The 24,097-nt window shown below is 70.9% G+C and carries 19 protein-coding genes; 6 read left to right on the top strand and 13 right to left on the bottom strand.

The genetic code is table 11. The features are described from left to right. Positions 1-98: 98 nt before the first annotated feature. The 5 genes from ACN261_RS29245 to ACN261_RS29225 all read right to left on the bottom strand — a co-directional run bounded on the left by ACN261_RS29245 (position 99) and on the right by ACN261_RS29225 (position 5,983). Positions 99-506, bottom strand: coding sequence for a nuclear transport factor 2 family protein (locus ACN261_RS29245; RefSeq protein WP_421408767.1), 408 nt, complete (start codon positions 504-506; stop codon positions 99-101). Further along, positions 496-1,626 (bottom strand): SDR family oxidoreductase, encoded by a 1,131-nt coding sequence (locus ACN261_RS29240; RefSeq protein WP_421482919.1) that lies wholly within the window; start codon positions 1,624-1,626, stop codon positions 496-498. The genes ACN261_RS29245 and ACN261_RS29240 overlap by 11 nt, the downstream gene beginning before the upstream one ends. Before the next feature lie 85 nt (positions 1,627-1,711). Continuing rightward, on the bottom strand, positions 1,712-1,987 hold the full coding sequence (locus tag ACN261_RS29235) for an acyl carrier protein (protein WP_421482918.1): 276 nt from the start codon (positions 1,985-1,987) through the stop codon (positions 1,712-1,714). Positions 1,988-2,031: 44 nt separating this feature from the next. Continuing rightward, entirely contained in the window at positions 2,032-5,013 is a 2,982-nt protein-coding gene (locus ACN261_RS29230) for a cytochrome P450 (protein ID WP_425853275.1), read from the bottom strand. A 40-nt stretch (positions 5,014-5,053) separates the two neighbouring features. Next, positions 5,054-5,983, bottom strand: a complete 930-nt coding sequence (locus tag ACN261_RS29225; protein WP_425853663.1) for an LnmK family bifunctional acyltransferase/decarboxylase — start codon at positions 5,981-5,983, stop codon at positions 5,054-5,056. Positions 5,984-6,981: 998 nt separating this feature from the next. Here ACN261_RS29225 and ACN261_RS29220 point away from each other — a divergent pair. Next, the gene (locus ACN261_RS29220) at positions 6,982-8,769 is read left to right on the top strand and encodes a putative bifunctional diguanylate cyclase/phosphodiesterase (RefSeq protein WP_425853274.1); all 1,788 of its coding nucleotides are present in this window, start codon (positions 6,982-6,984) and stop codon (positions 8,767-8,769) included. A gap of 26 nt (positions 8,770-8,795) precedes the next feature. After that, positions 8,796-9,503 (top strand): VOC family protein, encoded by a 708-nt coding sequence (locus tag ACN261_RS29215; protein ID WP_425853272.1) that lies wholly within the window; start codon positions 8,796-8,798, stop codon positions 9,501-9,503. 110 nt (positions 9,504-9,613) lie between these two features. Here the strand turns inward: ACN261_RS29215 and ACN261_RS29210 are convergent, their stop codons facing one another. The 6 genes from ACN261_RS29210 to ACN261_RS29185 form a co-directional block, all read right to left on the bottom strand. Continuing rightward, positions 9,614-10,846 carry a helix-turn-helix domain-containing protein gene (locus tag ACN261_RS29210; RefSeq protein ID WP_421408759.1) on the bottom strand — a complete coding sequence of 411 codons (1,233 nt, stop codon included), beginning with the start codon at positions 10,844-10,846 and terminating at the stop codon, positions 9,614-9,616. 205 nt (positions 10,847-11,051) lie between these two features. Then, on the bottom strand, positions 11,052-12,023 hold the full coding sequence (locus tag ACN261_RS29205; protein WP_421482911.1) for a zinc-dependent alcohol dehydrogenase family protein: 972 nt from the start codon (positions 12,021-12,023) through the stop codon (positions 11,052-11,054). Between the two features lie 31 nt (positions 12,024-12,054). Further along, on the bottom strand, positions 12,055-12,822 hold the full coding sequence (locus ACN261_RS29200; RefSeq protein WP_421482910.1) for a HisA/HisF-related TIM barrel protein: 768 nt from the start codon (positions 12,820-12,822) through the stop codon (positions 12,055-12,057). After that, positions 12,819-14,096 carry a protoporphyrinogen/coproporphyrinogen oxidase gene (locus ACN261_RS29195; protein WP_425853269.1) on the bottom strand — a complete coding sequence of 426 codons (1,278 nt, stop codon included), beginning with the start codon at positions 14,094-14,096 and terminating at the stop codon, positions 12,819-12,821. The genes ACN261_RS29200 and ACN261_RS29195 overlap by 4 nt, the downstream gene beginning before the upstream one ends. A 20-nt stretch (positions 14,097-14,116) precedes the next feature. Then, on the bottom strand, positions 14,117-14,779 hold the full coding sequence (locus tag ACN261_RS29190; protein ID WP_421482908.1) for a hypothetical protein: 663 nt from the start codon (positions 14,777-14,779) through the stop codon (positions 14,117-14,119). Positions 14,780-14,962: 183 nt separating this feature from the next. Further along, a complete protein-coding gene (locus tag ACN261_RS29185; RefSeq protein ID WP_425853267.1) occupies positions 14,963-17,989 on the bottom strand; it encodes an amino acid adenylation domain-containing protein in 3,027 nt (1,008 codons plus the stop codon). Between the two features lie 472 nt (positions 17,990-18,461). Between ACN261_RS29185 and ACN261_RS29180 the strand changes: the two genes are divergently transcribed. The 4 genes from ACN261_RS29180 to ACN261_RS29165 all read left to right on the top strand — a co-directional run bounded on the left by ACN261_RS29180 (position 18,462) and on the right by ACN261_RS29165 (position 21,905). After that, positions 18,462-18,968 (top strand): phenolic acid decarboxylase, encoded by a 507-nt coding sequence (locus tag ACN261_RS29180; protein ID WP_425853266.1) that lies wholly within the window; start codon positions 18,462-18,464, stop codon positions 18,966-18,968. 9 nt (positions 18,969-18,977) lie between these two features. After that, the gene (locus tag ACN261_RS29175) at positions 18,978-19,988 is read left to right on the top strand and encodes a methyltransferase (protein ID WP_421482904.1); all 1,011 of its coding nucleotides are present in this window, start codon (positions 18,978-18,980) and stop codon (positions 19,986-19,988) included. A 50-nt stretch (positions 19,989-20,038) separates the two neighbouring features. Continuing rightward, positions 20,039-20,869: an amidohydrolase family protein gene (locus ACN261_RS29170; RefSeq protein WP_425853263.1), complete on the top strand. Its 831-nt coding sequence runs from the start codon at positions 20,039-20,041 to the stop codon at positions 20,867-20,869. A 352-nt stretch (positions 20,870-21,221) separates the two neighbouring features. Beyond that, positions 21,222-21,905 (top strand): M23 family metallopeptidase, encoded by a 684-nt coding sequence (locus ACN261_RS29165; protein WP_421482901.1) that lies wholly within the window; start codon positions 21,222-21,224, stop codon positions 21,903-21,905. Between the two features lie 225 nt (positions 21,906-22,130). Here the strand turns inward: ACN261_RS29165 and ACN261_RS29160 are convergent, their stop codons facing one another. Next, positions 22,131-22,415, bottom strand: coding sequence for a phosphopantetheine-binding protein (locus ACN261_RS29160; RefSeq protein ID WP_425853261.1), 285 nt, complete (start codon positions 22,413-22,415; stop codon positions 22,131-22,133). Further along, positions 22,416-24,011: an amino acid adenylation domain-containing protein gene (locus ACN261_RS29155; RefSeq protein WP_425853259.1), complete on the bottom strand. Its 1,596-nt coding sequence runs from the start codon at positions 24,009-24,011 to the stop codon at positions 22,416-22,418. Between the last annotated feature and the right edge of the window lie 86 nt (positions 24,012-24,097).

Below are 24,097 nucleotides of genomic sequence, written 5' to 3'. Positions count from 1 at the left end.
AGATGTGGGGATGCCGGGGGAGCAGGGATGCCGGGGGAGCGGGGCTGCCCGGCGGTGCGGTGCGTCGGGCAGCCGGACGTCCGATGGATCTCGGTGGGTCAGCCGTCGAGCTTCTGGTCCTTGACCCACGGCCACCGGGTGCGGTCCAGGTAGGTGTGATCGGTGACGATCGTGCCGTCGTGGAAGGTCAGGATGGCGCACCACGGGGTTTCCCAGGTGGTGCCGGAGTCGGTGTCGGTGCCGAACAGGACCGCTTCGACGATCACGTGGTCATCGGCCGCGATCAGGTTCTCGATGCGGGCCCTGCGGTCCGGTGCGGCGTCGAGCACCGACTGCTCGATCTCGTGGAACTGGGCGCGGTCGGTGATGTCGATGAGCCCCGGGCACACGACGTTGATGTCGGGGGCGTAGCTGTCGTCGATCATGCGGTGGACGTCGGTGTTGTAGTACTCGATCCAGCGGTGGACGGCGGCGACGTTCCGTTCCTGGCGGGTGTCAGCGGACATCGAGGGTGCTCCTGACTCGGGTCAGCGGCCGGGGCCGCGGCTGGTGGCGGGCGAGTAGTTCTCCGATGACGGGGCGGGGCGCCGCGAAGGCGGTGGCCGACGCGCCCGTCAGGCCTGTGGTGTGGGTGTTGTCGAAGGTCTTCGGTGAGCAGGTGTAGGACAGGTGGAAGGCCAGGGCGTTGGCCAGCAGCCGGTCCAGGGCGTCGAGTTCGCGGGGATCGTCGACGAACACCGGTGCGGGGAGTCCCGCACGGGTGAACACGACGTCATACATCTCCTGGGCGCTCGGCGCGGTGGAGTTGGTCAGGTGGTAGACGGTGCCGCTGGCACCGTGGAGTCCGGCGCGCACGCCGTGTTCGACGACGTGGTCGAGGGGCACGAGGTTGATCTCGCCCCGGCCGTCGCCGCAGAGCCTCGACGGCTGGCCGAACAGGCGGTCGCCGTGGCGTTTCTCGTACTGCCGGCGGAACCGGGCAACCCGGGTGGCCAGGTCGTAGAGGCCGGAGAAGGCGCTGGTGCGCAGCGTGCGACTGTCGGCGACCACCGCGCTGGGGCGCAGGATCCGCCAGGTGAGCCCGGAGGCCGCGACCAGCCGCTCGGCGGCGACCTTGGTGCGTTCGTACTGGTTGTTGACGGGCTGGTCGGACGGGGGGAGTGTCTCGGCTTGCGGGCCGCGACGGCGGCCGGCGACGTAGGCGGTGCTGATGTGGACGAGTTCCGCGTCGTGTTCCTGCGCGAGGGCGACGACCTGCTCGGTGCCGACGACGTTGGCCTGCTGCGTCTGAGCGGAGTAGCCCGGTTCGTAGGCCAGCGACGCGGCGCTGTGCCACAGCAGGACCCGACCCGGAGGAAACCGCAGCGCGGTCGCCACCACGGACAGGTCGGTGATGTCGCCGGGTACCGCCCGGAGCCGGTCACGGCGGATCAGGTCCGGTGACCGGCCCTGTTCCTGCGCGGTACGGACCAGCTGTGTGTGCAGCCGCGCCTGTGCCTGCTGCTGGGTGGGGGCGCGCACCAGGCACCAGACCGGATCGTCGGTGCGGGCCAGCAGGTCGAGTACGAATGCGCTGCCCAGCATGCCGGTGGCGCCGGTCACGACGTGGGTGGTCGGTCTGCTCATCGGTGTCGTCGTCCTCCTTCCCGGGCGGGCCCGGTGGGTCGCGGGGTGCGTGGGGTTGAACGGCGAGGCGGTTGATGCCGCGTCGTCAGCCGTCGACCGGGCGACGGCCGACGGCCTGCCGTAGGTCCTCGGCCAGTTCGCCGACGGTCGCCGGCACCCACGTGTCCTCGGCCATCAGGACGACGCCGTAGTGCGCTTCGAGGCGTCCCAGCAGGTGCAGCATCCGGATGGAGTCGGCGCCCTCGATGTCCATCAGCACCGTCGTCTCGTCCACCTCGGCGGTAGGTGCGTGGAAAACGTCGCGGGCCCACTGCGTCACCCGCGACACGATCTCGGAACGGGTGGCGTCGACAGTTGTCATGACATCTCCTATCGGTGTCGTTCTCGACGGAATCCGGGAGGGGGTCACGGTGATGCCACCGTGGGCATCCGGGTGCCGGCGAGCAGGTCGCGGGCTGCGCCGCGCTGCCACTTCCCGCTGGTGGTGCGGGGCAACGTGCCCCGCCGTACGACGTGCACCTGCACTGCGCTGACGCCGAGTTCGCCCTGCAGCCGGCGGCGGATGTCCGCCGCGAGGTGAGCGGCGCGGCCCATGTCCAGGCTCTCGGCGACCACGACGAGGTGTTCCTCGTCCAGACCGAGCTGCCCGGCGGCCTGCGCTGCGGCGAACGCGACACACCGGCCCTGATGCACCCCGGGAACCGTGTGGGTGACCAGCTCGGCGTCCTCGGCGAAGATGTTCCGACCGGCCACGATGATCATGTCCTTGTCGCGGCCGGCGATGAACAGGTCACCGTCGAGGCGTACCCCCAGGTCACCGGTGCGTAGCCAGCCTCCGTCGAAGGCCGCAGCGGTGGCGTCGGGATCGAACAGGTAGCCGGGGGTGACCGAGTCACCGATGATCTGCACCTCACCGACCCGGCCGTCGTGCACCTCGACGCCGGACGGGTCGACCAGCCGCAACCGCAGACCCTGCACCGGCCGGCCGACGGACACCAGCGGGCGCGCCCCGTCGGCGTCGGCTGCAACGTGGCGGACGTGTCCGCGGGCGGCAAGAACCTGACGGTCGACGTGGACTATGCGCGGCAGGCTGCCCGGCGGCGGGAACGCCGCGCACAGTGTCGCCTCCGCCAGGCCGTACACCGGGTACATCACCCCGGCGGCGGCCCCGTACCGGGCCATGGTCGCGGTGAAGCGGTGGACCGTTTCGGGACGCACCGGCTCGGCCCCGTTGTACGCCAGCCGCCACCGGCTCAGATCCAGCCCGCGAGGATCGGACCGGTCGACCGCCTCGGTCATCAGTGCGTACCCGTGGTCGGGGCCGGTGGTGGCGGTGACCTGCTGCCGGGACAGGTACTCCAGGAACGCGACAGGTCGGCGGATGAAGTCGGTGGAGGTGAGCATGTGGACCGGCAGCCCGGCCAGCCCGTACCCGAGGGCGGTGAAGAACCCCATGTCGTGGTGGTGGGGAACCCACTGGACGAGGCTGTCGCGGCCGGTCACCGCCGACGAGGCGAGCAGGGCCCGTAACCCGGCCAGCACGGTGGCGTGGGGCAGCGTCACCCCCTTGGGGAACGCGGTGCTGCCGGAGGTGTACTGCACCACCGCCAGGTCGTCGGGGGTGATGTCGGGCAGCCGGTCGCAGCGGTCACCGGCCACCGGCAGGGGCGCGCAGCGCAGCCCCGGCCTGAGCTGGCGCACCGCCCGGACCAGCCGCTCGTACCGCGGGTGGGCCACGATGAGGCGCATCCCGGCGGCGTCGGTGATGCGGGTGATGCGGGCCGCCGCCACCTGCGGCGACTCGCCCATCGGACGCATCGGCAACGCGGACACGCTGCCGGCGGCCAGCATGATGCCGAACGCGCCGAGCCACAGGTCGGGGCCGGTGGGCGTGAGCAGCCCGACCCGGTCCCCGGGACGGACACCGGCGGCGACCAGGCCACGTCCGGCGGCGACGGCCCCGCGATACAGCTGCGCTGCGGTCAGCCGCTGCGACACACCCGGGAACACCCAGCCGGTGTCCGGTGCCGCGACGGCCAACCGACCCAGGGCGTCGGGCAGCGTCGCGCCCTCGATCCGCGCGGGTTGCGGCGGGTTGACCGGCCCGTGCACCGGTGCCGGGATGGCCACCGGCAGCCGGTCCCAGCCGTGCACCACCATGCCTGCGGCCCGCACCACCGGACCGGCGACCCTCAGGCCGGCGCAGACGCGGGCGACGAGCGGAAAGACGATCTCCCCGGTGAGTTGTGCCAGCGTCGACCCGACGCAGTAGTGCGGGCCGACACCGAGGGTCAGCGACCGGGGCGGCTCCTGGGCGACGCCGTCGGCGCTGACCGGGGCGAACCGGAACGGGTCGAAACGATCAGGATCGGGGTACTGGCGCGGATCGCGGCCCGCCGCGGCCACCTGCACGACCACCATGCACCCCTGCGGCAGGCGCACCCCGCCGAGGGTGGTGGGTCGGGTCACCCACCGGCCGGTCATCTTGGCCGGCGGGTCGTAACGCAGCACCTCGCGGGTGAACGCCGCCGCCAGGTCCGGCCGGTCGCGCAGCAGGGCGGCGAGGTACGGCTGTTCGGCTAGCAGGAACACCCCCGTGCCCAGCATCGCCGCCGACGTCTCGTTGCCGGCGCCCAGCAGGAAGGTGACGTTGTCGACGAGCCCCTCGACGTCCTCCGCCGGCCACCCTCCGACCAGGTCGACGGTGAGGTCCGCCCGCGGTCCGGCCGTGGCCCCGAGCAGGCGGTCCCGCAGATAGTCGCGCAGCTCGTGGACAGCGGCGTCGGCTGCCGTGAGATCCGTTCCCGGCGGGTTGAAGTCGTTGGCGTCCATCACCGCCGTCGACCAGTCCCGCAGCTGCGGCAGGTCGGACTCGGGAAAGCCGAGGAGGGTGGCGAGCAGCGCCATCGGCAGGTGCAGCAGGTCGTCGGTGACGTCCACCCGCCCGTCGCGTGCGGCCCCACCGAGCCTGCGTACGTACCGTTGGCAGAGCTGTTCCATCTGCGGGCGGTGCCGGGTCAGCTGTTTCGGCCCGAACAGCTTCACCAGCAGCCGGCGGGCCGGCTGGTTGTCCGGCGCCTCCTGGTGGTTGAGCCCGTTGTAGATGGAGGAGACCGAGGGATGGTCGCGCCAGGTGGGCCATGACTGGTCCGCCCACACCGTGTCGCACACCCGGAACACGTCCGGGTTCCTGAGGACCTGCTCGCATTCGGGGTAGCCGAGCACGACGGCGCGGCGCGGACCGATCGGCAGGACCGGGGCGTGGGCCAGCAGGGTCCGTACGTGCGGAAAAGGATCACGACGCCCGGCGTCGGACCACAGCGCCTCCAGCGCGGCCAGCGCCTGCGCGCGCCCGACGGTCCCGGCCCTGGGCACATCCTCGGCCATCGACACTGCTCCCTCGGTTGGGTTCCGGCGGAACCTGGGCTCACCTGCTGTCGTCGGTGAGAATTTCCAGCGTGCTGACGACGAGCCTCCGCTGCCCGTCACGCAGCACGACCTCCACGAACTCCGAATGGGGGCGGGGTCCCGTCATCGGCCGCCACGCCCGGACGTCGGCGCTGATCGTCACGCCCCCGTCCACATTCGCCAGATAACACATCTGCTGGTCGACGACGACCCTGCCGAGGAACGTCTCGTCGGTGCGGCGTTGCTGCCGCCACCACCGCAACAACGCCCAGTCCACGATCGAGAAATAGGAGGCGAAATACAGCAAACCGACGCCATTGAGGTCACGCGACGGGTCGATCTGATAGTCCAACCGCAGGCCCTCCCCGGACGGCACCGCTGCGGCCGGGCGCAGGGTGTACGCCATCCGTGCCCGACGCATCGTGGGAAGGGGACAGTGCGACGGCGGAATCTCCGGCAAGCTGTCGAGCGCAAAGCCCGACGGCAGTGCCCGGAGCAACGCCCGGTTCGAACCCTCCCGGCTGCGGGCCACCCACCTGTTGAGCGTCTGCACGTACAGGCGGTCCGCGTCACCGGCCGTCACGAACTCGTGCAGGTCGAAACCGTCACCGTGCCGGCGCGGCGACCGGCCGATACGGTGCAGCGCCAGCACCGACTGGCCCCTCGTCCGGTACAGCGCCGTGTCCACATGAAGCCGGTCCCCGAACGTCGGCGTCCGCAGGTGGAAACGTCGACCACCGCGGATCCGGAAGTAGCAGAACGACAGATAGGCCGGCCGGCCCTGCGAATCATGGGTGTTCATCACGTCGATGCCGCACGCCGCCCCGACGGCGTCCCAGGTCCAGTCGCCGATCCGGCCGACGAACAGCGAGTTGTGCCCACACATGCTGGGCCACACCACCTCGGTACGCGCCTGAACCACCGCAGCGAGCACAGTCACGGTCACCATCACCCTTCGCCGAGGCGCACCACGTTGCCGGTTGTCGAAAACAGCACCGACCGCGCGGAAACCACCGCGCCGCGACCCCTCAACGGGGCGTCACGCTGCCGACGATAGGCGGACCGAAACCACTGCCCGCGACACCACGTGGGCCGCAAAAAGCGGCAGCTACTTGCAGCCAAAAAAGCTGGCACCGCACCCGGAGGAAACGCTCGGACCTGCGCGACCCGGACGTGCGGCACCATGTCGCGACCGACGAGGCACGATCAACGGGTGGGGCGGTGCCGCCGGTCCACGCGGCCTCAGAGCCGGTGAGCAGCGAGGACTCGCGCGAGAAGGACGTCGTGTTCCTGGAAGACCGGGGTCGCCGCGCCAGCGCGCGCGTGGGCTGCTCACCCTCGCGCGGCCTGGGCCGGGGTGTGGCCGGCGGGTGATGCCGAGCTTCGGAGGCGACGTCGTCATCCATCGCGACGATCTCGGCGCCGGCCAACGCAGCGGCACCACGGTCGATGACCGGTTCCCCCACCGCCTTGCCGTCAGAACGTGCGAACAGACGTTGCCGCGCCGTGTCGCCCGCCGCCGGGGTGCATGTGCCGCACCGGCCAGCTTCAATCCGACACCACGAGCTCGATCGGCCAGCATCGCGACCGGTCCCGCCGCTCTCGCCGCCGACGCCCTGAGCGGACCGTCCGGACGGCCGCTAGACTGCCCGTCGCGAGAGGATGACCGTCTGTCAGCCGTGGCCGTGCTGCGCCCTGCTCGGCGAAGGGAAGTGGTGGCCCCAGGTGAGCACGCTGCCGGGACTCGCGGCGGACACCGCCTCCATTGCCTTGGCGATAATGGACCCGGACGGCCGCTTTCTCTGGTGCAACCCGGCCGGTCACCGGCTGGGTGTCGGGCTGGCAGACTTGCCGCTGGAGCAGATCGGGCCCGACGGGCCCGCGGTGGACCACCCGGTGCAAGGTGCCGACGGGGCCACCAGGTGGTTACGGGTGCGATGTCACGGCATGGAGCACGAGGGGCAACCGCTGCGCCTGTACGAGCTGCGTGACGTCAGCGCCGAGCGGCAGGAACGCGACCGTGGGCGCAACTACCGGTGGCGGCTGGCCCACCTCGAGCAACTCGCCAAGGTGGGCACCTGGGAGTGGAACGTACTGACCGGTGAGGTCGTCTGGAGCGACGTGCTGCTGCAGATGTTCGGTCTGCCCGCTGATGCACACCTCGACTACGAATCCTACCGGCAGATGTTGTACCCGGACGACGTCGCGATGATCGAACGGACGTTGGAGAAGGCCCTGCGCGACGGCGGCTCGTTCTCCTACACGCATCGGATGTACCTCGCCGACGGCGCGACACTGCGCGTCTTCGAGTGCTACGGCGAGGTCTTCCCCGATGCCGCTGGGGCGCCGGCGCGCGTCCTGGGCACCGCCCACGACATCACCGCGATGCGGCGGGTGCAGGACGAGCTCACCAAGCTGGCCGAACGCGACCCGCTGACCGATCTGCCGAACCGCCGTGCCCTGCTGGCCCGCCTCGACGACCTGATCGCCGAGCTGCAGGAACGGTCCGCGGCGTTGCTGCTGATCGACATCGACAACTTCAAGGACATCAACGACGTGCACGGGCACGCGGTCGGCGACGACGTGCTGCGCGTCCTGGCCCGGCGGCTGCTGTATGAGCTGCCCGACGGCACGGTGCTGGGCCGCCTGGGCGGCGACGAGTTCGCGGTCGTCCTGCCGGGGGCGTACGCCGAGGACGCCCTCGCCGTCGCCGAGCGGCTCTGCGACGTCAGTGTCCGCACGCCCGTGCCGTTGGCCGGCACCGGGCTGCGGGTGACCCTGAGCATCGGCGCCGCCTCGCTGGAACCGGGCGACACCCGCGACACCGTGCTCGCCCACGCCGACCTTGCCCTGTACGAGGCGAAGAACGCCGGCCGCAACCGGGCCAGGCTCTACCTTCCGGAGCAGTACCGGCACGCCGTGCAGCGCGTCAACGTGGTGACCCGGGTCCGCAAGGCCCTCGACGAGAACCGGATGCGGTTGGACGCCCAGCCGATCATCGACCTGTCGACCGGGGAAGTGGTCAGCCGCGAGCTGCTCATCCGGCTGCGCGACGGCGGCGAGCCCAACCTGTCACCGGCGGAGTTCCTGCCGACGGTGGAACGTGACGACCTCATCGGTGAGCTCGACCGGTGGGTGGTGTCCACCGCCACCCAGGCGCTGGCCCACCCCAAGGCCATGACGGCGGGAATGTGCTTCGACATCAACATCTCGGCTCGATCCCTGGAATCGCCGGGCTTCGGTGACTGGGTGGTGCGCACCCTGCGCGCGGCCGGCATCGACGCGAGCCGGCTCGGTCTGGAAATCACCGAGACCGCGGCGATCACCAATGTCGCCGCGGTGCGGCACCTCGCCAGCACCCTGCGCGACGCCGGTTGCCGGCTGAGCCTGGACGACTTCGGCGCCGGGTTCGGCTCGTTCGCCTACCTCAAGCACCTGCCCTTCAGTACGGTCAAGATCGCGGGCGACTTCGTCCGCCAGGCGGATCACGGCGGCGCCGATCCCGTGCTCATCGACGCGGTCGTGCGCGCCGCGCACGGCCTGGGCATGCGAACCGTCGCCGAGTCGGTGGAGCGCGCCGCGCTGGTGCCGGCGCTGCGGATGCTGGGCGTGGACGCCGGCCAGGGCTACCACCTGGGCCGACCGGCCCCATTGGACGAACTACTCGGTCGAACGTTCGACTCGCGGCAGGGCGGCGGGGCGGCCGGGACAGTCGTGGGGCATCCTGAACCCTGATCAACCGCCCCGGTTTGGAGACTCAGGTGAACGCACCCCGGACGAGGCCGTTCCCCACCGGCGCCGAACTCGTCACGAGCGACCTCGACGCTGCCCGTAGCTTCTACCAGGACCTGTTGGGCTGGACGTACCAGGCCACCGCCGACGGCTGCACCGCGCTCGCCGACGGGGTTCCCGCCGCCGATCTGCGGTTCGGTCCTGCCCCGGCCCGCTGGTGGACTGTCTTCGGCGCCGCTGACGAGGCCACCGTCCGGGCCGCCGCCGGCGCAGCCGGCGCCCGGCTGACCGGCGACGAGGTGCACGACCCGCTGGGCGGGAGCTTCCGGCTACGCACCGCATCGGCCCCGGTGGCCCCGGGCCCCGGTCGGCCCTGCTGGTACGAGTACATGACGACCGACCCGGCCGGAGCGGACCGGTTCCACACCGCCGCCCTGGGCCTGCGGTCCAGCGTGCCACCCGGTGCCCCCGACGACTCGTACGCCCTGCTCGTCGGCGACGTCGCGCCGGTCGCCGGCCGGCTCGCCACGCCTGCGCCGCTGGATACCCTGCTGCCCGCCGGCTGGATGGTCTATCTGGCCGTGACGGACCCGGACGACGTCGCCGAGCGGGCCCAGCGGGGCGGTGGCCGACTGCTGGTGCCGCCGCGCGACGTGGTGACCGGTCGGGTCTGCGCGCTCGCCGACCCGGCGGGAGCCGTCTTCACCGTCATTCGACCGGCCCACACCGGTAGCTGACTGCCAGGCGTTCTCCCGCAGGTCGTCGTCACCCTGGCGTCCCGAGACCGGCACCGAGGCACGGCCGAACCCGGCATCTTGCCTTCAGGCATCAGCGGCCGCACCCCCACTCACCCGGGACGGAACTCGCTCAGTGCGGCGAGGCGACTCAGCTCGCGGCGGATGGTCAGGTTGTTGCGGCGCAGCAGGCGGTGCAACGCCTGACCGCACAGGTGGTCGTAGCGGATGTCCTCCGGTGAGATGCCGGCGATCTTGCCCAGGGCGAAGGCCGCAGCGGCATCCTCGTTACGGCGGGCGTGGAGAAAAGCCAGTGGAATGAAGAACCGCGCCTGGCGGTCGGGCGGATAGTCGTCGGGGATGTCCACCTCTGCGGCCAGCCGCATCGCCTCGGCGATGCGACCGAGACGGATCTCGGACTGCACGGCGCTGATGCCCACCTCGGTCATCCCGAACGGGATCATGTGGGGCTGCAGATCGTCCGGAACGTTCCGGGCGATGCGGCGGGCGTCCTGCAACAACTGGAAGCAACGCTCGACATCGAGGTCCGCCGCGGCAGCCTCCGCAGCCACCAGGAGCAGCGCTCCACGCAGCGACAGCAGATTGTCCGCCCGGGCGTCGCCGGGCGGTTCGTGGGCCGCCGCAGCGAGAGCCAGCCGCTGCGCCTCCTCGTAACACCCCTGCCGCAGGTAGCTCGACGCCCCGTGCCAGGCCGCAGCCAACAGCGATTCCCCGCCGACCCGCCCGGCGGCCACCAACGCCCGGTCGGCCATGATCCAGGCGAGCTGCTCCTCGTTCACCCGGGACAGGATCGTGCGCGCCAGATAGTGCACCGACAGCGCGGCAGCGATCGGATCGGCGGTGACCTCGGTACGCAGCCGCGCGGACGCGTCCTGGATCAGTTGGGGCAGCAGCAGGAAGGTCCGCTGGTAGCGGTTCGCGTGACCAGTCCAGATCCGCCAGGCTTCCTCGACCTCCCGCTCCAGGGAGACGACCTGCGGGCGGCGCTGCGCCTCGTCACCGAGAAGATCGGTGCCCACCGCACTGAGGATCGCCGCCCGGGTCCGCGCCACCGCGCTCGCCGGCCGCGATGTCCGTGACGCGTGCGCCTCGGCAAGACCGAGCTCCGTCAACAGGTCGCCGATGTCGAGAACGTCGCTGATGCGTATCGCGTATTCGATGCTGTCCAGGCGACGCTTGCCGTTTTCGATCTGCCGTAGCCACTCTTCACTGCGACCGATCAGGTCGGCTAACACCCGTCGGGACATTCCGCGTCTGCGTCGTGCCGAAGCTATCCGGTCGCCCACGGATGGCGGCTGCCTACCGGGCACGTTTCTCGGCCCCATCACGCTACGTTATCAGCCGTATAGAGCGACTCCCGGATAGTTCAGGGAGCTGACTGCCATTGCCGAAAAAACGCACAAACCTCAGCCATTGGTGGTCAACAGGCTGGAATTTCCATCGTGTTGCGGGGCACTGCGGATCAGGAGCTCCCGGTCGAATACCCGTGATCTGCAAGTCGCAAAGAAACCACCCCACCGCGCGGTCAGTTCAGCCTGTTAGGAGGATCTTGCCGGTGAGCCCGGCTCGTTGGGCATGGGCGACGGCCGCGACGACCTCGGTCAGGGCATACCGGCGTGTGACGGAAGACGGCAGTGTCCCGTCGAGAGCATCGGCAATGATGTGCCGGCCTATCCGGGCAATCTCGTCCGGCGGCATTCCGCCCAGGTAGTGAGGCAGCCAGAATCCCTCGACGGTAAGACCCCGGAAGATGAGGTGAGCCGGTGACACGGCGACCGGTTGACCGCAGAGCAGTCCGAAACTGACCATAAGACCGCCCGTGCGAAGACACCGCAGCGCGTCGGTTCCCGTTTCCCCGCCGACAGCGTCCAGCGCCGCAGAGGCACCGACGCCATGCGTCAGTGTGCCCACCACGGAAAGCAGATCCGCACGGCTGGTGTCGACAAGATGATCGGTCGACGGAAGACCCTCGACGTTCACCGGGCCGCTGCCGCGATGGGTGCTGACGGTATTGACCCCCTGTGCGTGCGCGAGATGCGCGATCATCCGTCCCACCGCGGACAGCCCGGCGGTCTGGACAAGCCACGCCCCGGGCGGGAGCGCGACGCGGTGCAGCAGCAGACGGGCGGTGAACGGATTGATCATCAGCTGCGCGCCGACATCGTCGTCGATGCCGTCAGGAAGCACCAGGACGTCGGCGGCGGGCACCACCACGCTTTCCTGCCAGGTGCCGAACGCCGAGACGGCAACCCTGGTGCCGGCGGCGAGACCGACGTCGGCGCCCGTGGCGTCGACGCGACCGACGCCCTCGAAGCCGGGAACGGCAGGAAGCACAGGACGTCGACCGTAAGCCCCGTTGATGTAGAGCAGGTCCGACGGATTGACCGGCCGGTGTGTCAACCGCACCCGGACCTCTCCCGGCCCCGGTTGCGGCCGGGGAAGCTCGACCTGCCGGAGCACGGCCGCCGGCTCGCCGTGACGGCTGAACTGAATCGCGTACATCCGAGCCCCCCTGTTCCATCCGCGCCGATCCTCAGCGGTGACCGTCGCAGTGCCGGATGGCGTCGGACACGCTGTGGATGCCGCGGTGGAAGATGGTGTTGGCGAGCGTGTAGGCGGCACCGGCCCGGGACCGGGCGGACACCATGTGCGCGGGTTCGCCGCAACCCCCCGACGCGATGACCGGAACACCTGCGGCATCAACCACCGCCCTGGTGAAGCGGATGTCGTACCCCTGCTCGGTGGCGCCCTCCCGCTCCAGGCAGTTCGCCAGGATCGCGCCAACTCCGGCGGCCGACCAGGCCGCCACCCAGGACAGGGCGTCGATACCGGTTGCCCGCCGCCCCCCGTCCACGTGCACCTGCCAACCGTCGCCGGCGCGGCGGCAGTTCATCACCGCCAGGACGCTGGCCGAACCGTGACGTCGTACCGCCCTCGACACGAGATCAGGTGAGTCCACGGTGGTGGTGCTCAGCGCCACCGCCGCAGCCCCGGCTCCGAGGACCGCCTCGACGTCGTGGTCGTCGCGGGCCCTACCGTTGTCGACGGACACCAGCAGCGAGCCGCCACCCCTGCACAGCTCCCGCAGCAGCGGCAGGAACCGGCTGTCGTCCCGCCAGCCGTCCTGGATGTCGAGGAAGATCTTCTCCGCCCCCTGAGAGCGGTACCGGTCGAGGATCTCGACCGGGTCGTCGCAGGCACGTCCGTCGTGCCACGCCGACGGGTTCGCCCTGCCACCGCGGATGTCAAGGCACGGAACGACGTACGGGTGGTCGTCGCTGGACCAGCGTATCCCGGTCATGCCTGCCGTCCCTGCTGGTCGTGGCCGACCTCCTCGGTGAGCATCCGTAGTCGGTGACTGGCGGGAGCGAGCCGGGCGGCGATGTCGATGGCACTGTTCACTGCTGTCTCCTGGGAGTCGATGTCGGCGAGGTGGTGTCCGGCGAACCAGATGCCGTCGCGGCCCTGGTGATCGGCCAGCACCCGGCGGCCGCGGACCGCCATGGCATCCGGATAGAGCTGTTCGAAGTCCGCGGTGGCCACCAGGCGCTCGGGCAACCGGGGCCGGTGGGTGAGCTGACTTCGGAAGACCCGGGCCCCGGTGGTCGGCCCGTACCAGGCCGTCGAGTCGGCGTGTTCCCGGTAGACGGTCAGGTTGGAGGTGGACCACTGGTCCGCCCGTGCCGGCAGATAGACCGGATCGAGGTGCAGGCCGGTCGTCGAGGGCAGGTACCGGAAGCCGGCGAGAGCACGGCTGAGCCGATCGGTGTGGGGGAACTGCCGGATGAGCCGGAGGCAGCGCGGCGGTGGCACCGCCAGCACCACCTGGTCGGCCTGGTAGACCTGGCCGCCGGCGGTGCTCAGCGACCACCGCCGGTCACCGGACTCCATCCTGGTGATTTCCGACCCGGTGCGGATGGTCGTGGCCAGCAGGTCCACCGCGATCGCCCGGACGAGCCGCGCCAGACCACCGACCAGGTTCTGCCAGCCGACGGACCCACCCACAGCGGGCGCGGCGCTCCGCGCGAGCACGGCGGTGGCCGCCCGCCCGGACACCTGCCGGGCGTCGTCGATGCTGCATCCGTACAGCGCGGCGACCGGCGCGTACAGGACCGTTCTCTTCAACCCGTCACTGACGGGAAGCGGCTCGACGAGATCGGCGTAGCTCCTCTCCCAGGAGACCCCCTCGGTGTCCCAGGCGACCGCGGCCCGCGTCAGCAGGGCAAGTGCCTCCCCGGCGGCACCGAGGATCCCACTGCGCGTGCCGTCCGGCGTCACCAGCAGCGGGACGGGCATGTCCGGCACCTGGATCGTGACGGTCGTGGGTACCTCCACGACCTCCGCCGCCAGCCCCATGAGTTGGATCAGCCGTGCGTGGCGGGGAAACAGGGCGGCGGAGAAGTCCTGCGCACCCAGGTCGACAGCGCACTCCACACCGTGGTGGAGGGTCGTCGCCGACCTGACGTGACCCCCCAACTCGGCCTGCGCCTCCAACAGGGTGGTCTCGTGGTCGTGCTCCAACAGCCATGCGGTGGTCAGACCAGCCAGCCCGCCACCGACCACGACGATCCGCATGAGCCTGCCCCTTCCAGCGGTCAGGCCGCCGCCACCTCGGCCCAGAACAACCGCAGGTACTCGTCCATGAACCGTCCGGCCGCGACGGCGCACGCCGGATCGTCACCCCGGTCCAACGCGTCCTGCAGCGTCGACTGGGTCACGGCGTAGAAGTCGCTGATGTCCCCGGGCCGGTAGTACTCGACAACCTCCGCAGGCAATGCGATCCCGTCGCGCTCCGCACTGGCGACGATGGCGTCGCACACGCCGAAGTACGAGTCCATGTCCGACAGCAACGCCATGCAGATCTCCGCCTGGGTGCCGTGCAGCGCCAGCCAGGACACGTATCCGTTGAACGTGTTCTCCAGGGGCGTGGCGTACCGGCGGGAACGGTCCTGCTCGCTCACACCCAGCAGGTCGGCACAGCGGTGCAGCTTCGGCCCCGCCGCGATCACCATCGAGTAGAACGCCAGGAAGGTGTTCCCGGCCGGCGGCCGGGCGAACCGGCCCATCATCGCCGCGTACGCGCCGAGTTCGGCCCGGTGCGCGCGCAGTTCCGCGCAGATCTCCCGCTGGATCTGCGCGGTCGTGAGCGAGTCGGCGGCGGCGATCGCGAGCAGTTCGTTGGACGGGTCGGACGTGCGTAGCCGGACGATCTCCTCACGCAGGGACCCGGCGGTGGGCCCGACAACTTCGCGGTCCATCTGAATCACCTTTTCCTCGGGACATGGTGGCGGTCGACAGCCGCCAGAGCCGATCGGGCTGCCCGGCATCAGACAACCCGGCGGGACATGGGGGAGCAGGGCCGAGCACCGGATTCCCCGCGCGGGAGCGCGGATCCGGCGATGGCGGTCAACTCCCACGAGCGGTGCTCGCGTCGCCGACCGTCACCCCGGCGGGTCGGGGATGAACCCCACGCGCGCGAAGTAGTCGAGGTAACGGTCGAGCATGGCGGAATCGGTAGGGGGACAGGCCAACGGCAGGTCGGCGAGGTCCCGCTCGGCGTGTGACCGGTCGAGCTCCGGAAACACGCGGCGCGTGTACAGCTCCTTCACGGTGAGGTCACGGCCCGTGGCCGGCAGGGTGAAGACCGGCACGAAGGCGGCGATGGGATGTCGTGGTTGCGCGTCGACGAAACCGACCAGTTCCTTGACCCACTGGTCGTAGCGGATGACGGTGATGCGGTGCCCCCGCGCCCGCATCCGGTCGACCATGTCCGACAAGCCTCCCGGCCGGGGATTGGTCAGGTGGTACGTCCGGCCCGCCGAATCCCCGCTGCCGGTCAGGAAGGCGATCGCCGCCGCCAGGTAGTCGGCGGGCACGAAGTCGAGCGGCAGGTCGATCTCCGGCGCGCTGCCCATCTCCACGATCGCCTTGAACAGGGCGCAGATGGCCGCCTCCGTGTTCCAGGTCCCGGTACCGCTGTCACCGGTGATCTCGTACGGGCGGTGCACGACGACGGGTAGTCCTTCGGCCGCGGCCCGCCGCAGCAGCTGTTCGGCGACGAACTTGCTCTCCGGGTAGCCCATGGACAGCCGACCGAAATGCTCCAGGGGCTCGTCCTCACCGACCCGGCGGGCACCGGCGGAGCCGAACCCGGCCAGCACGGCGATGGTCGACACGTAGTGCAACGGGACACCCCCACCGCTCATCGCGAACTCGACGAGGTTGCGCACGCCGTCGACATTCGTCGGGCGCAGCTCCTCGTACGGGTACACGAAGTTGACGTGCGCCGCGCTGTGGTGAATGGCGTCCACGGTGCCGGCGAGCTCCCGCCACCGCCCGTCGGACCAGCCGAAGTGACGTCGACGCAGATCGCCCGCGACCGCGGTGACCCGCCCCGGCGGCAACGCGCCGGGGTGCCCGTACCGTCGCTGGGCGTCGCGGACCCGCGCGAGGGCATGGCCGTCGTCGTCCGCCCGGGCCAGGCAGACGACGTTCGCACCGGTGTGCCGCAGAATGCCACGCAGCAGGTACGAGCCGAAGAACCCGGTGGCGCCGGTCAGCAGGATCCGGCTCGGCGGACGCCGGGACGCAGCCACGCCCGCCCGCTCGTGCTGCCGCACCGTCGGGTGCAGGTACAGGTCGCGCTGCCACCGGTCGTCGGTGGGGTCCTCGACGTCCAGCGCGCCGTGCACGGCATCGGACACGGCACCGGTGAACGAGGCGAGTCCCGGGTCGGCGAGCAGCCGGTGCAGCAACGGCCGGCTCTGCGCCAGATCGATCCCCAGGGCCGTCACGATCCGATTGACCAGCTGAGCGGCACGCAGCGAGTCCCCGCCCTGGCCGAAGAAGTCCTCGTCGGACGCCGGATCACCCTGCGGCAGGATCAGCGACCAGGCGTGCACCACCCGCGCCGCGACGTCCTCGCCGTCCGCACGCGCGGTCTCCCCGGTGGGAGGAGCAGCCACGGTGGCCAGGTGCCGCAGCCGGTCGAGGTCGACCTTGCCGGTCGGGGTCAGCGGCAACACGGGTAGCCGGTGCAACGCCGACGGGATGGCATACCTCGGCAGGTCACGGGCCAGGTGACGGCGGAGCCCGGCCCTGTCCGGGGCGGGATCGGTGCACGTGTAGTACGCCACGACGTGCCGACTGACCGCGTCCTCGACCGTGACCACCGCGCTGTCGATCACAGCCTCGTGCGCGTTCAGGACATGCCTGATCTCGTCGAGTTCCAGCCGGTTGCCGCGGACCTTCACCTGATCGTCCCGACGGCCCCGGAAGTGCAGCACACCGTCGTCGTCACGGCAGACGAGATCCCCCGTGCGGTAGAGCCGCTGCGCGACGCCATCGACGAGCACCGTCACGAACGAGCGGGCGGTCTGCCCGTCGTCGCCCAGGTAGCCGAGGGCCAGACCGTCGCCGCCGATGTGCAACTCGCCCACGACACCCGGCGGCACCGGCCTGCCCTCGGCGGAGAGAACCAGGCAGGAGGTGTTACCGATCGGCAGCCCGATGGGAACGTCCGGGGCGTCCTCGGCGACCGCGGCGATGGTGTGGGTGGTGGCGAAGACGGTGGCCTCGGTCGGGCCGTAACCGTTGACGAACCGGCCCGGCGGGCCGTGTCGCAGAATCTGCCGCACCAGCCGCGGATTCAGCGCCTCGCCCCCGGTGAGCAGATGCGGCACGCCGGCGAAGATCCCGGGCCGCTCGTGCGCGAGCTGATGCAGCAGCCCGGTGGTCAGGAAGACAGCCGTCGGCTCGTTCTCGCCCAGCCACCGCTGGAACCCCGCAGCCGACAACAGGGTTGCGTTGTCGACGATCAGGACGCTGGCACCGTTGAGCAGGGGCAGCCACAGCTCCAACGTCGCCGCGTCGAACGAGATCGTCGCGCCGTGCATCATCCGCTCGCCCGGGCCCAACTCCAGGAACAGATTGTCCACCGCCGTGCGCAGCACGGCGCGATGCGGAACGATCACCGCCTTCGGCCGTCCGGCGGTACCCGAGGTGAACATCAGATACGCGGGATCGGCGCCGGTGTGAGCCGGGCGCGTCGGGGTCACGGGTCGGTGCGCCGCGAGCACCGGGTAGTCGACGCAGCGCACCATGTCGCCCACGACGTCCCGGCTGCCGGGCAGCCGGACGGCCACGACCGGCCGGGCGATCTCGACCATGCGCGCCAGCCGTGCCGGTGGCAGCTGGTCGTCCAGCGGGAGGTACGCGGCACCCGACTTGAGAACGCCGAGCATCGCCGCACAGGCCTCCGGCGAACGGTGGCCGACCAGCCCGACCACGGATCCCCGGGTCACCCCCAGAGACGTCAACGCGGCACCGATCCGGTCGGCGGTCACCCGGAGCCGCTCGTACGTCCACCTGACGCCGCCCGCCCGCACCGCCTCCGCAGCCGGCGTCCGCCGGGCGGTCCGGTCGAACAGCCCGTCGACCGTCGTGGCCGCCGCACGAGTGGCCGTCACGTCGTCGACCGTGTGCCGACGTGGATGCCGGTCACTGTCGACAGGGCCGCCCGCCGGAGCGTCACCGGGGCTTGTCGCACCCGCCATCGTCCCGCTGGGAGCTTCATCGTCAGTGGACATCCGTCACCATCCGGTCGTTGGAGAAGTCGGTGTGCCCGTCAGCCGGGCGGCACGCCGTGCAGAACCGCGGCGTGGGGCCCGAGCGTCCGGGCCCGGCAGCACTGGCAGATGCCACGGTAGGAACGGACCGGCTCCCGGCCAGCACACCCGGTTGGACCCCGATACCGGGCAGGATTTGCTTCCAACGGGAATTGGTCCCTGCCACCGCAGCCGACACGTACCGTCGCAGCCACGGCCGGACCGGCATCGCCGCCCGCCGGTTACGGCACGACCACCCGGCAGCCCGACCTCCCGCCCCGACACCTCACCTGTCGTGGCCGTCGTCGACCTGCCCGACGCAGGGGAGGAACCAGTGACCCGGACACCGGTCGAGGTGGCGGGAATCGTCGGCCGACACCTCATCTACACCTACGCCAACGGATGGCAGTACGAGATGTACGTGAAGAACGCCACCACCATCGACTACCGGATCCACTCCGGGATGGTCGGCGGACGGTGGGTCAAGGACCAGAAGGTCGACCTGGCGGCCCTCGCACCCGACGTCTACGCAGTGTCGTGGACCGAGCCCACCGGCACGTCGGTGTGCGTCACCATCATGCCGGAGCGGCGGCGACTGCGCGGCGTCATCTTCTTCCCCAGCTGGGTACACGAACACCCGGAACGTACGGTGCTCTTCCAGAACGACCACCTGGAACGCATGCGTCGGTACCGCGACGACGGGCCGACGTACCCCGTACTCGTCGTCGCCGAGTTCGCCGACATCACCTTCGTCGAATCCTGCGGCACCGACGACGACACCGTCATCGACCGCCCTCCCCACCAGCTTCCCGCCGGGTACGCCGACCGCCGCAACCCGTGAGGGGGAGCCATGGACGCGGAGAAGTCAGCGGCCTTCCTGCTCGACGAGGGCCTGAGATACGTGTTCTCCGGGGCCCTGCGGGTGGCCGCCCAGACCGGTGTCGCCGACCACCTCACCGACGGCCCCCGCACGGTCGAACACCTGGCCACCCGGACCGCCACCCAGGCCGACGGGCTACGCAGGGTGCTGAGGCTCCTGGCCACCCGCGGCATATTCCACGAGGACGCGGCCGGCCGGTTCCACCTCACCCCGCTCGGCGAGGCGTTGCGCAGCGACTGCCCCACCTCCGTGCGGGAAGCCATGGTGTTCGTCACCAACCCCACCTTCTGGCAACCGGTCGGGCGGCTCGGCAGCGTCGTGAGCACCGGCGTGCCCGCCGTGGAACAGATCTTCGGACGGCCACTGTTCGACTACCTCGCCGCGAACCCCGAGGCCGCCGCGGAGTTCGACCCGGGGATGGCGCAGTACTCACAGCTGGAGAGTCGCGGCTTCGCCACCACCTACGACTTCGCCGACACCGGGGTGCTCGTCGACGTCGGCGGCGGCCGGGGACGCCTGCTGCTGGAGGTGCTCAGGAGGCACCCCGGCTGGCGCGGCGTGCTGTTCGACCAGCACCATGTGGTCGCCCGACATGAACTCGCCGCGCTGGGCGCCGACCACCGCTGGACGGCCGTCCCCGGCGACTTCTTCGACGAGGTGCCGACCGGCGGGGACGTCTACGCGTTGCAGTACATCCTGCACGACTGGGATGACGAGCGGTGTGTGCGCATCCTGCGCAACTGCCGGCGGGCCATGAACTCCGACGGCCGGGTGGTGGCACTGGACACCGTCCTGCCCGACGGTGACGCCGCCCATCCGGGCAAGAGCATCGACCTGGTCATCCTGGCCTCGTTCACCGGCCGGGAGCGAACCAGGGCGCAGTTCACCGCCCTGTTCGCGGCGGCCGGCCTCCGGCTGACCCGGGTCATCGCCAAACCGGAGCCGGGCTGGCTGTCGATCATCGAGGGTCGACCGCGCTGAGCGGTCGAGAAACGACCGGGCGGTCCTGGCCCGGGTCTGCTGGTGACCGTATGGGTCCCGGCCGCGCGTGGACCCCCCGGACACCGACGGCCCCAATCTCATGGCCTACTACGGGCGCGGGAGTCGGCCAGAACCTTCGTGGCCAACGGCACCTGGCAGACACCCACCCTCGTGCGCCTGCGTACCCGGTACCTCGTCGACGCCCCGAAATACCGGCAGTACCCCGGTTCCGCCCTGATGCCTCCGAGGAGCAAGCCGGGCGCCAGGACGTTCTCACGACCTTCGACGGCCTGCCGGCCACGACACACGAGACCTACCGCAAAGCGTACGAGCGCTGCAGACGCATGGTCGACATCTTCCACGCCGCCAACGTGTCCATGATGACCGGCACCGACGGGCAGGGCGCCACCCCGGGCCAGACGATGCGCCTGGAGTTCGGCGAGTGGGCGACCGCCGGGATCCCGGCGCTGGACGTCCTGCGCGCCGCCGCGACCGGTCCGGCGGCCTACCTCGGCCGGTCTGGCCGGATGGGCCGGATCGCGCCCGGGATGGATGCTGATTCCTGCTGCTGGACGCCGACCCGCTCACCGGACCAGTTGCGGACAACGGCTGCACGCGGCGCAGGGCAGGGGCACTGTCGTGTCGAAACAAGTGTGCTGCCTTCCAGGACGGCATCACAGCCCAGGCGGCTCTCCGGCCCGGGAGTGAACACGCGTCGATGTCGTTGGCCCAGCCGGCGCACCGGAATCCGCCGGGATGGTCGCGCCAGACGGTGCCGGCCTGCCCGCAGCAACCAGCACCTGAAATCAGTGCGCCGTGTGGTGGTCCGCTGGACTGAGACGCGACCCCATTTCCCAGCCCGGCGGGCCGCCGGCTCCTGAAGGGCGGCGACGAGGGTCACCATCACTGTCAGCCACACCAGGACCCTGAGGGCGCCAGCGCGCCTCTTCGCACCGCGGGACGCCACAGCGAAGGCTACGGCAAGGCCAGCGATACCCCCACGAGTGCCCGCACCGTACGGGAACGCCGCCACCCCGTTCGGAGGACGACCTTGCCCCGTGCCGGGCGGGGCCGTAAGTTGCATTGATGATCCTGAGTGGGGGGCCGTGCCCCGACCCTCCTGGCAGCGCCGATCACGCAGGCCCACGACCCGAGGACCTCGGTGGGATCGCCTACCTGCGAGGGCTCACGAGACGCGGGTTCATCACGAGCGTCGCGCTCGCGGCGTCGGGGGTGTCGGCGGCCTTCGCGTTGCTGCCCGACACCGCTCGGGCCGCCGGCAGCTACCAGCGGCCGTGCGGGAACGTCCGGATCTCCAGTTCGTGGCAGGACCACCGCAACCGCACGCCGCCCTCGGGCGAGCCGGGCACCGACTACGCGGTCGGCGCTGGAACTCCCGTCGTGGCCGCGGCGAACGGCACGATCCGTCTCGTGAAGACCGACACCTCCACCGCGACCGGACGCGTGGTGGGGATGGCCCACGACGACGGCAACTACACCCGGCACCTGCACCTGTCGCGGATCGCCGTCGCCCCCGGCCAACGCGTGTCCCGGGGCCAGACGATCGCGTACTCCGGCTCCTCGGCGAACGGCAGCGAGTCCGGTGTGGGACCGCACGTGCACACCAGCCTGTGGCTGAACACCGGCGCTCCGACGAACTTCGGCGCGACCGTCGACTTCGAGAACCACGTCGGGGACGCCACCAACCCGAACCCACCGGACCAGGAGGTTGATGAAGTGTTCATCGCGAACGTGCGGGGCAGCTGGTATCTCGTCGTCCCACAGGGCAGTGCCAAGCCGCGGGCGGTGGTCCTCGGAGGCGACAGCAATGCCGCCGCCTCCGGCCTGCCCGTCCTGAACTTCACCTGGGATCCGTCGATCAACGCGCTCCGGGCGGCGGTCGACGGCATCGGTTGATCTCCACCGGCGTTCACCGGTCGCTCGGCCGAACGGGAGAGGTCGCCCGTGCGGTCCGCTCACCGGTCGAGGCCGGGGTGCACCACCGCCGGGTGATGGCGGCCCAGCGGATCATGGCTTCGGAGGTGGCCGTGGTCCTGGCTCAGGCGACGGTGGGCGGTGAGCCGGGCCAGGGGCACATCCGCCAGCCGGGGCGGGGCTCGCCGCGAACCGGGAACTGCCGGATCAACCTGCGGTCTGCGGGGCGGGGGAGAGGGGGTCGCTCATCAGTTCCTGGACCACCGCCCACAGGTGGCCGGCACTGGAGAACAGCGCGGGGTCGAGCACCTCGTCGCCGAAGTCGACACCGAACTCGTTCTCCAGCTCCGTCAGGAGCGCTGTCGCCCGCAACGAGTCCAGGCCCAGGTCGAGCAGGGGCTCCGCCGGGATGTCCTCGCCCACGGAGAGCGCCGCCAGGTAGCGGCGCAGGATCGCCTCGAACGACGCCGGCCAGGTGGTGGGTGACGACATCTAGGTCTCCGTTCCGGGTGGGGCCGCGTCGGCATGGTCGAGGAACCGTCGGGTCAGCGCCGGATAGTCGACCTTGCCGTTGCTGTTCGTGTCGATCGCCTCCACCGCGAGCCACCGCGTCGGCAACATGTACGGGGGCAACGTCCGGGCCAGTGCGGACCGTACCGCCGCGTGGTCCGGCGGCCGGTCGCCGGCGGCCACGTAGGCGAGGCCGATCTCGCGCCCGGCGGCCTCGGGGGAGTCCACCGCCACGATCGCGACGTCGGCGAACTCCGGCAGTTGCCGCGCGACCCGGGCGATCTCGTCCAGTTCGATCCGGTAGCCGCGGGACTTGATCTGCCGGTCACCGCGACCGTGGAAGTGGGCGAGCCCCTGCTCGTCGATGCTGGCCCGGTCCCCGGTGCGGTACCAGCGGGTGGTGTCGTCCCCCTCGACGGTGCCGAACGCCGCCGCCGTCTCCGCCGGGCTGCGCCAGTACCCCGGGCTGAGCCCGACCCCGGCGATGTGCAGGTCACCGACCACGCCGGTCGGCACCGGCCGCCGGTGTTCGTCGAACACCCCCAGGCGCTCACCTGGCAGCGCGGTGCCGATCGGCACCGCGGCACCCGACGCCGGCATCGACCCGACGTCGTGGTAGCTGCTCGCGACGGTGGTCTCGGTGGGCCCGTAGAGGTTGGTGAACCGGACGTGCGGCAGGTTCGCCATCCAGTGGCGTAGGCCGTCGACCGGAAAGACGTCCCCGCACCAGACCACCCGGCGCAGCTCCGGCATGTCCCGCACCACACCACGGTTGGCCATCGCCATGAGGACCGACGGCACGGACGACCACTGGGTCAGCCGCGAGTCCCGGATGAAGCGTGCCAGCAGGTCGGGTACGAGGTTGTAGTGCGCCGGCACCAGGTGCAGCGACGCGCCGGAGGCCACCGCCGAGTAGATGTCGAGCACGGAGAAGTCGAACGACAACGCCGAGTGGCAGGAGAGCCGGTCCGTGCTGGTCAGCCGGAAGTGCTCCCGTGCCCAGGAGGCCAGACACAGCACGCTCCCGTGCGTGATCGGCACTCCCTTCGGCGTTCCTGTCGAACCCGAGGTGAAGAGCAGGTACGCGAGGTCGGTGGGGTCCGGTCCGGTGGCCGGTGGTGTGGCCGGTGCGGCGGAGACCTCGGCCACCAGGACGTCCTGCGGTCGCCGCGCGTCCGGCGGCGGGTCGGTGAGCCAGACCGTCACCGCCGACGGATCGTCCCAGCACCGCCGGAGCAGACGGTGGGTGGTGGCATCCCCGATCAGGAACCGGGGCTCGGCCGCGACGATCCGGGGCCGCAACCGGGCCGGCGGGCTGGCGGTGTCCAGCGGAACGTAGACCCCACGGCATTTCAGGACCGCGAAGATGGCGCAGATCGCCGCGGCGGACCGGGGGAGCAGGAGGACGACCCGGTCGCCCGGCCGGAGCCCACGGGCCGCCAGGACGTGGGCGAGGCGGCTGCTCTCCCGATCCAGGTCGCCGTAGGTCAGCACACCGCCCTCGTCGACCACCGCCACGCTCGACGCGTCACGGTCGGCCTGTTCCCGGACGAGATCGACGAGGCTGCCAGGTGCCACGGCCCGTATCCCCATGTCGGGCTTCCCCTCCGAAACCTCGTAGTCGGTGCCGCCGACGAAAATTCCAGCCTTTCTACCACACGATC

Origin of the sequence: Micromonospora sp. WMMD723, assembly GCF_049863385.1 — a bacterium.
GTDB lineage: Bacteria > Actinomycetota > Actinomycetes > Mycobacteriales > Micromonosporaceae > Micromonospora > Micromonospora wenchangensis.
Note: the sequence above shows the minus strand (reverse complement) of the source record. Positions and strands in the feature narration are given on the sequence as shown.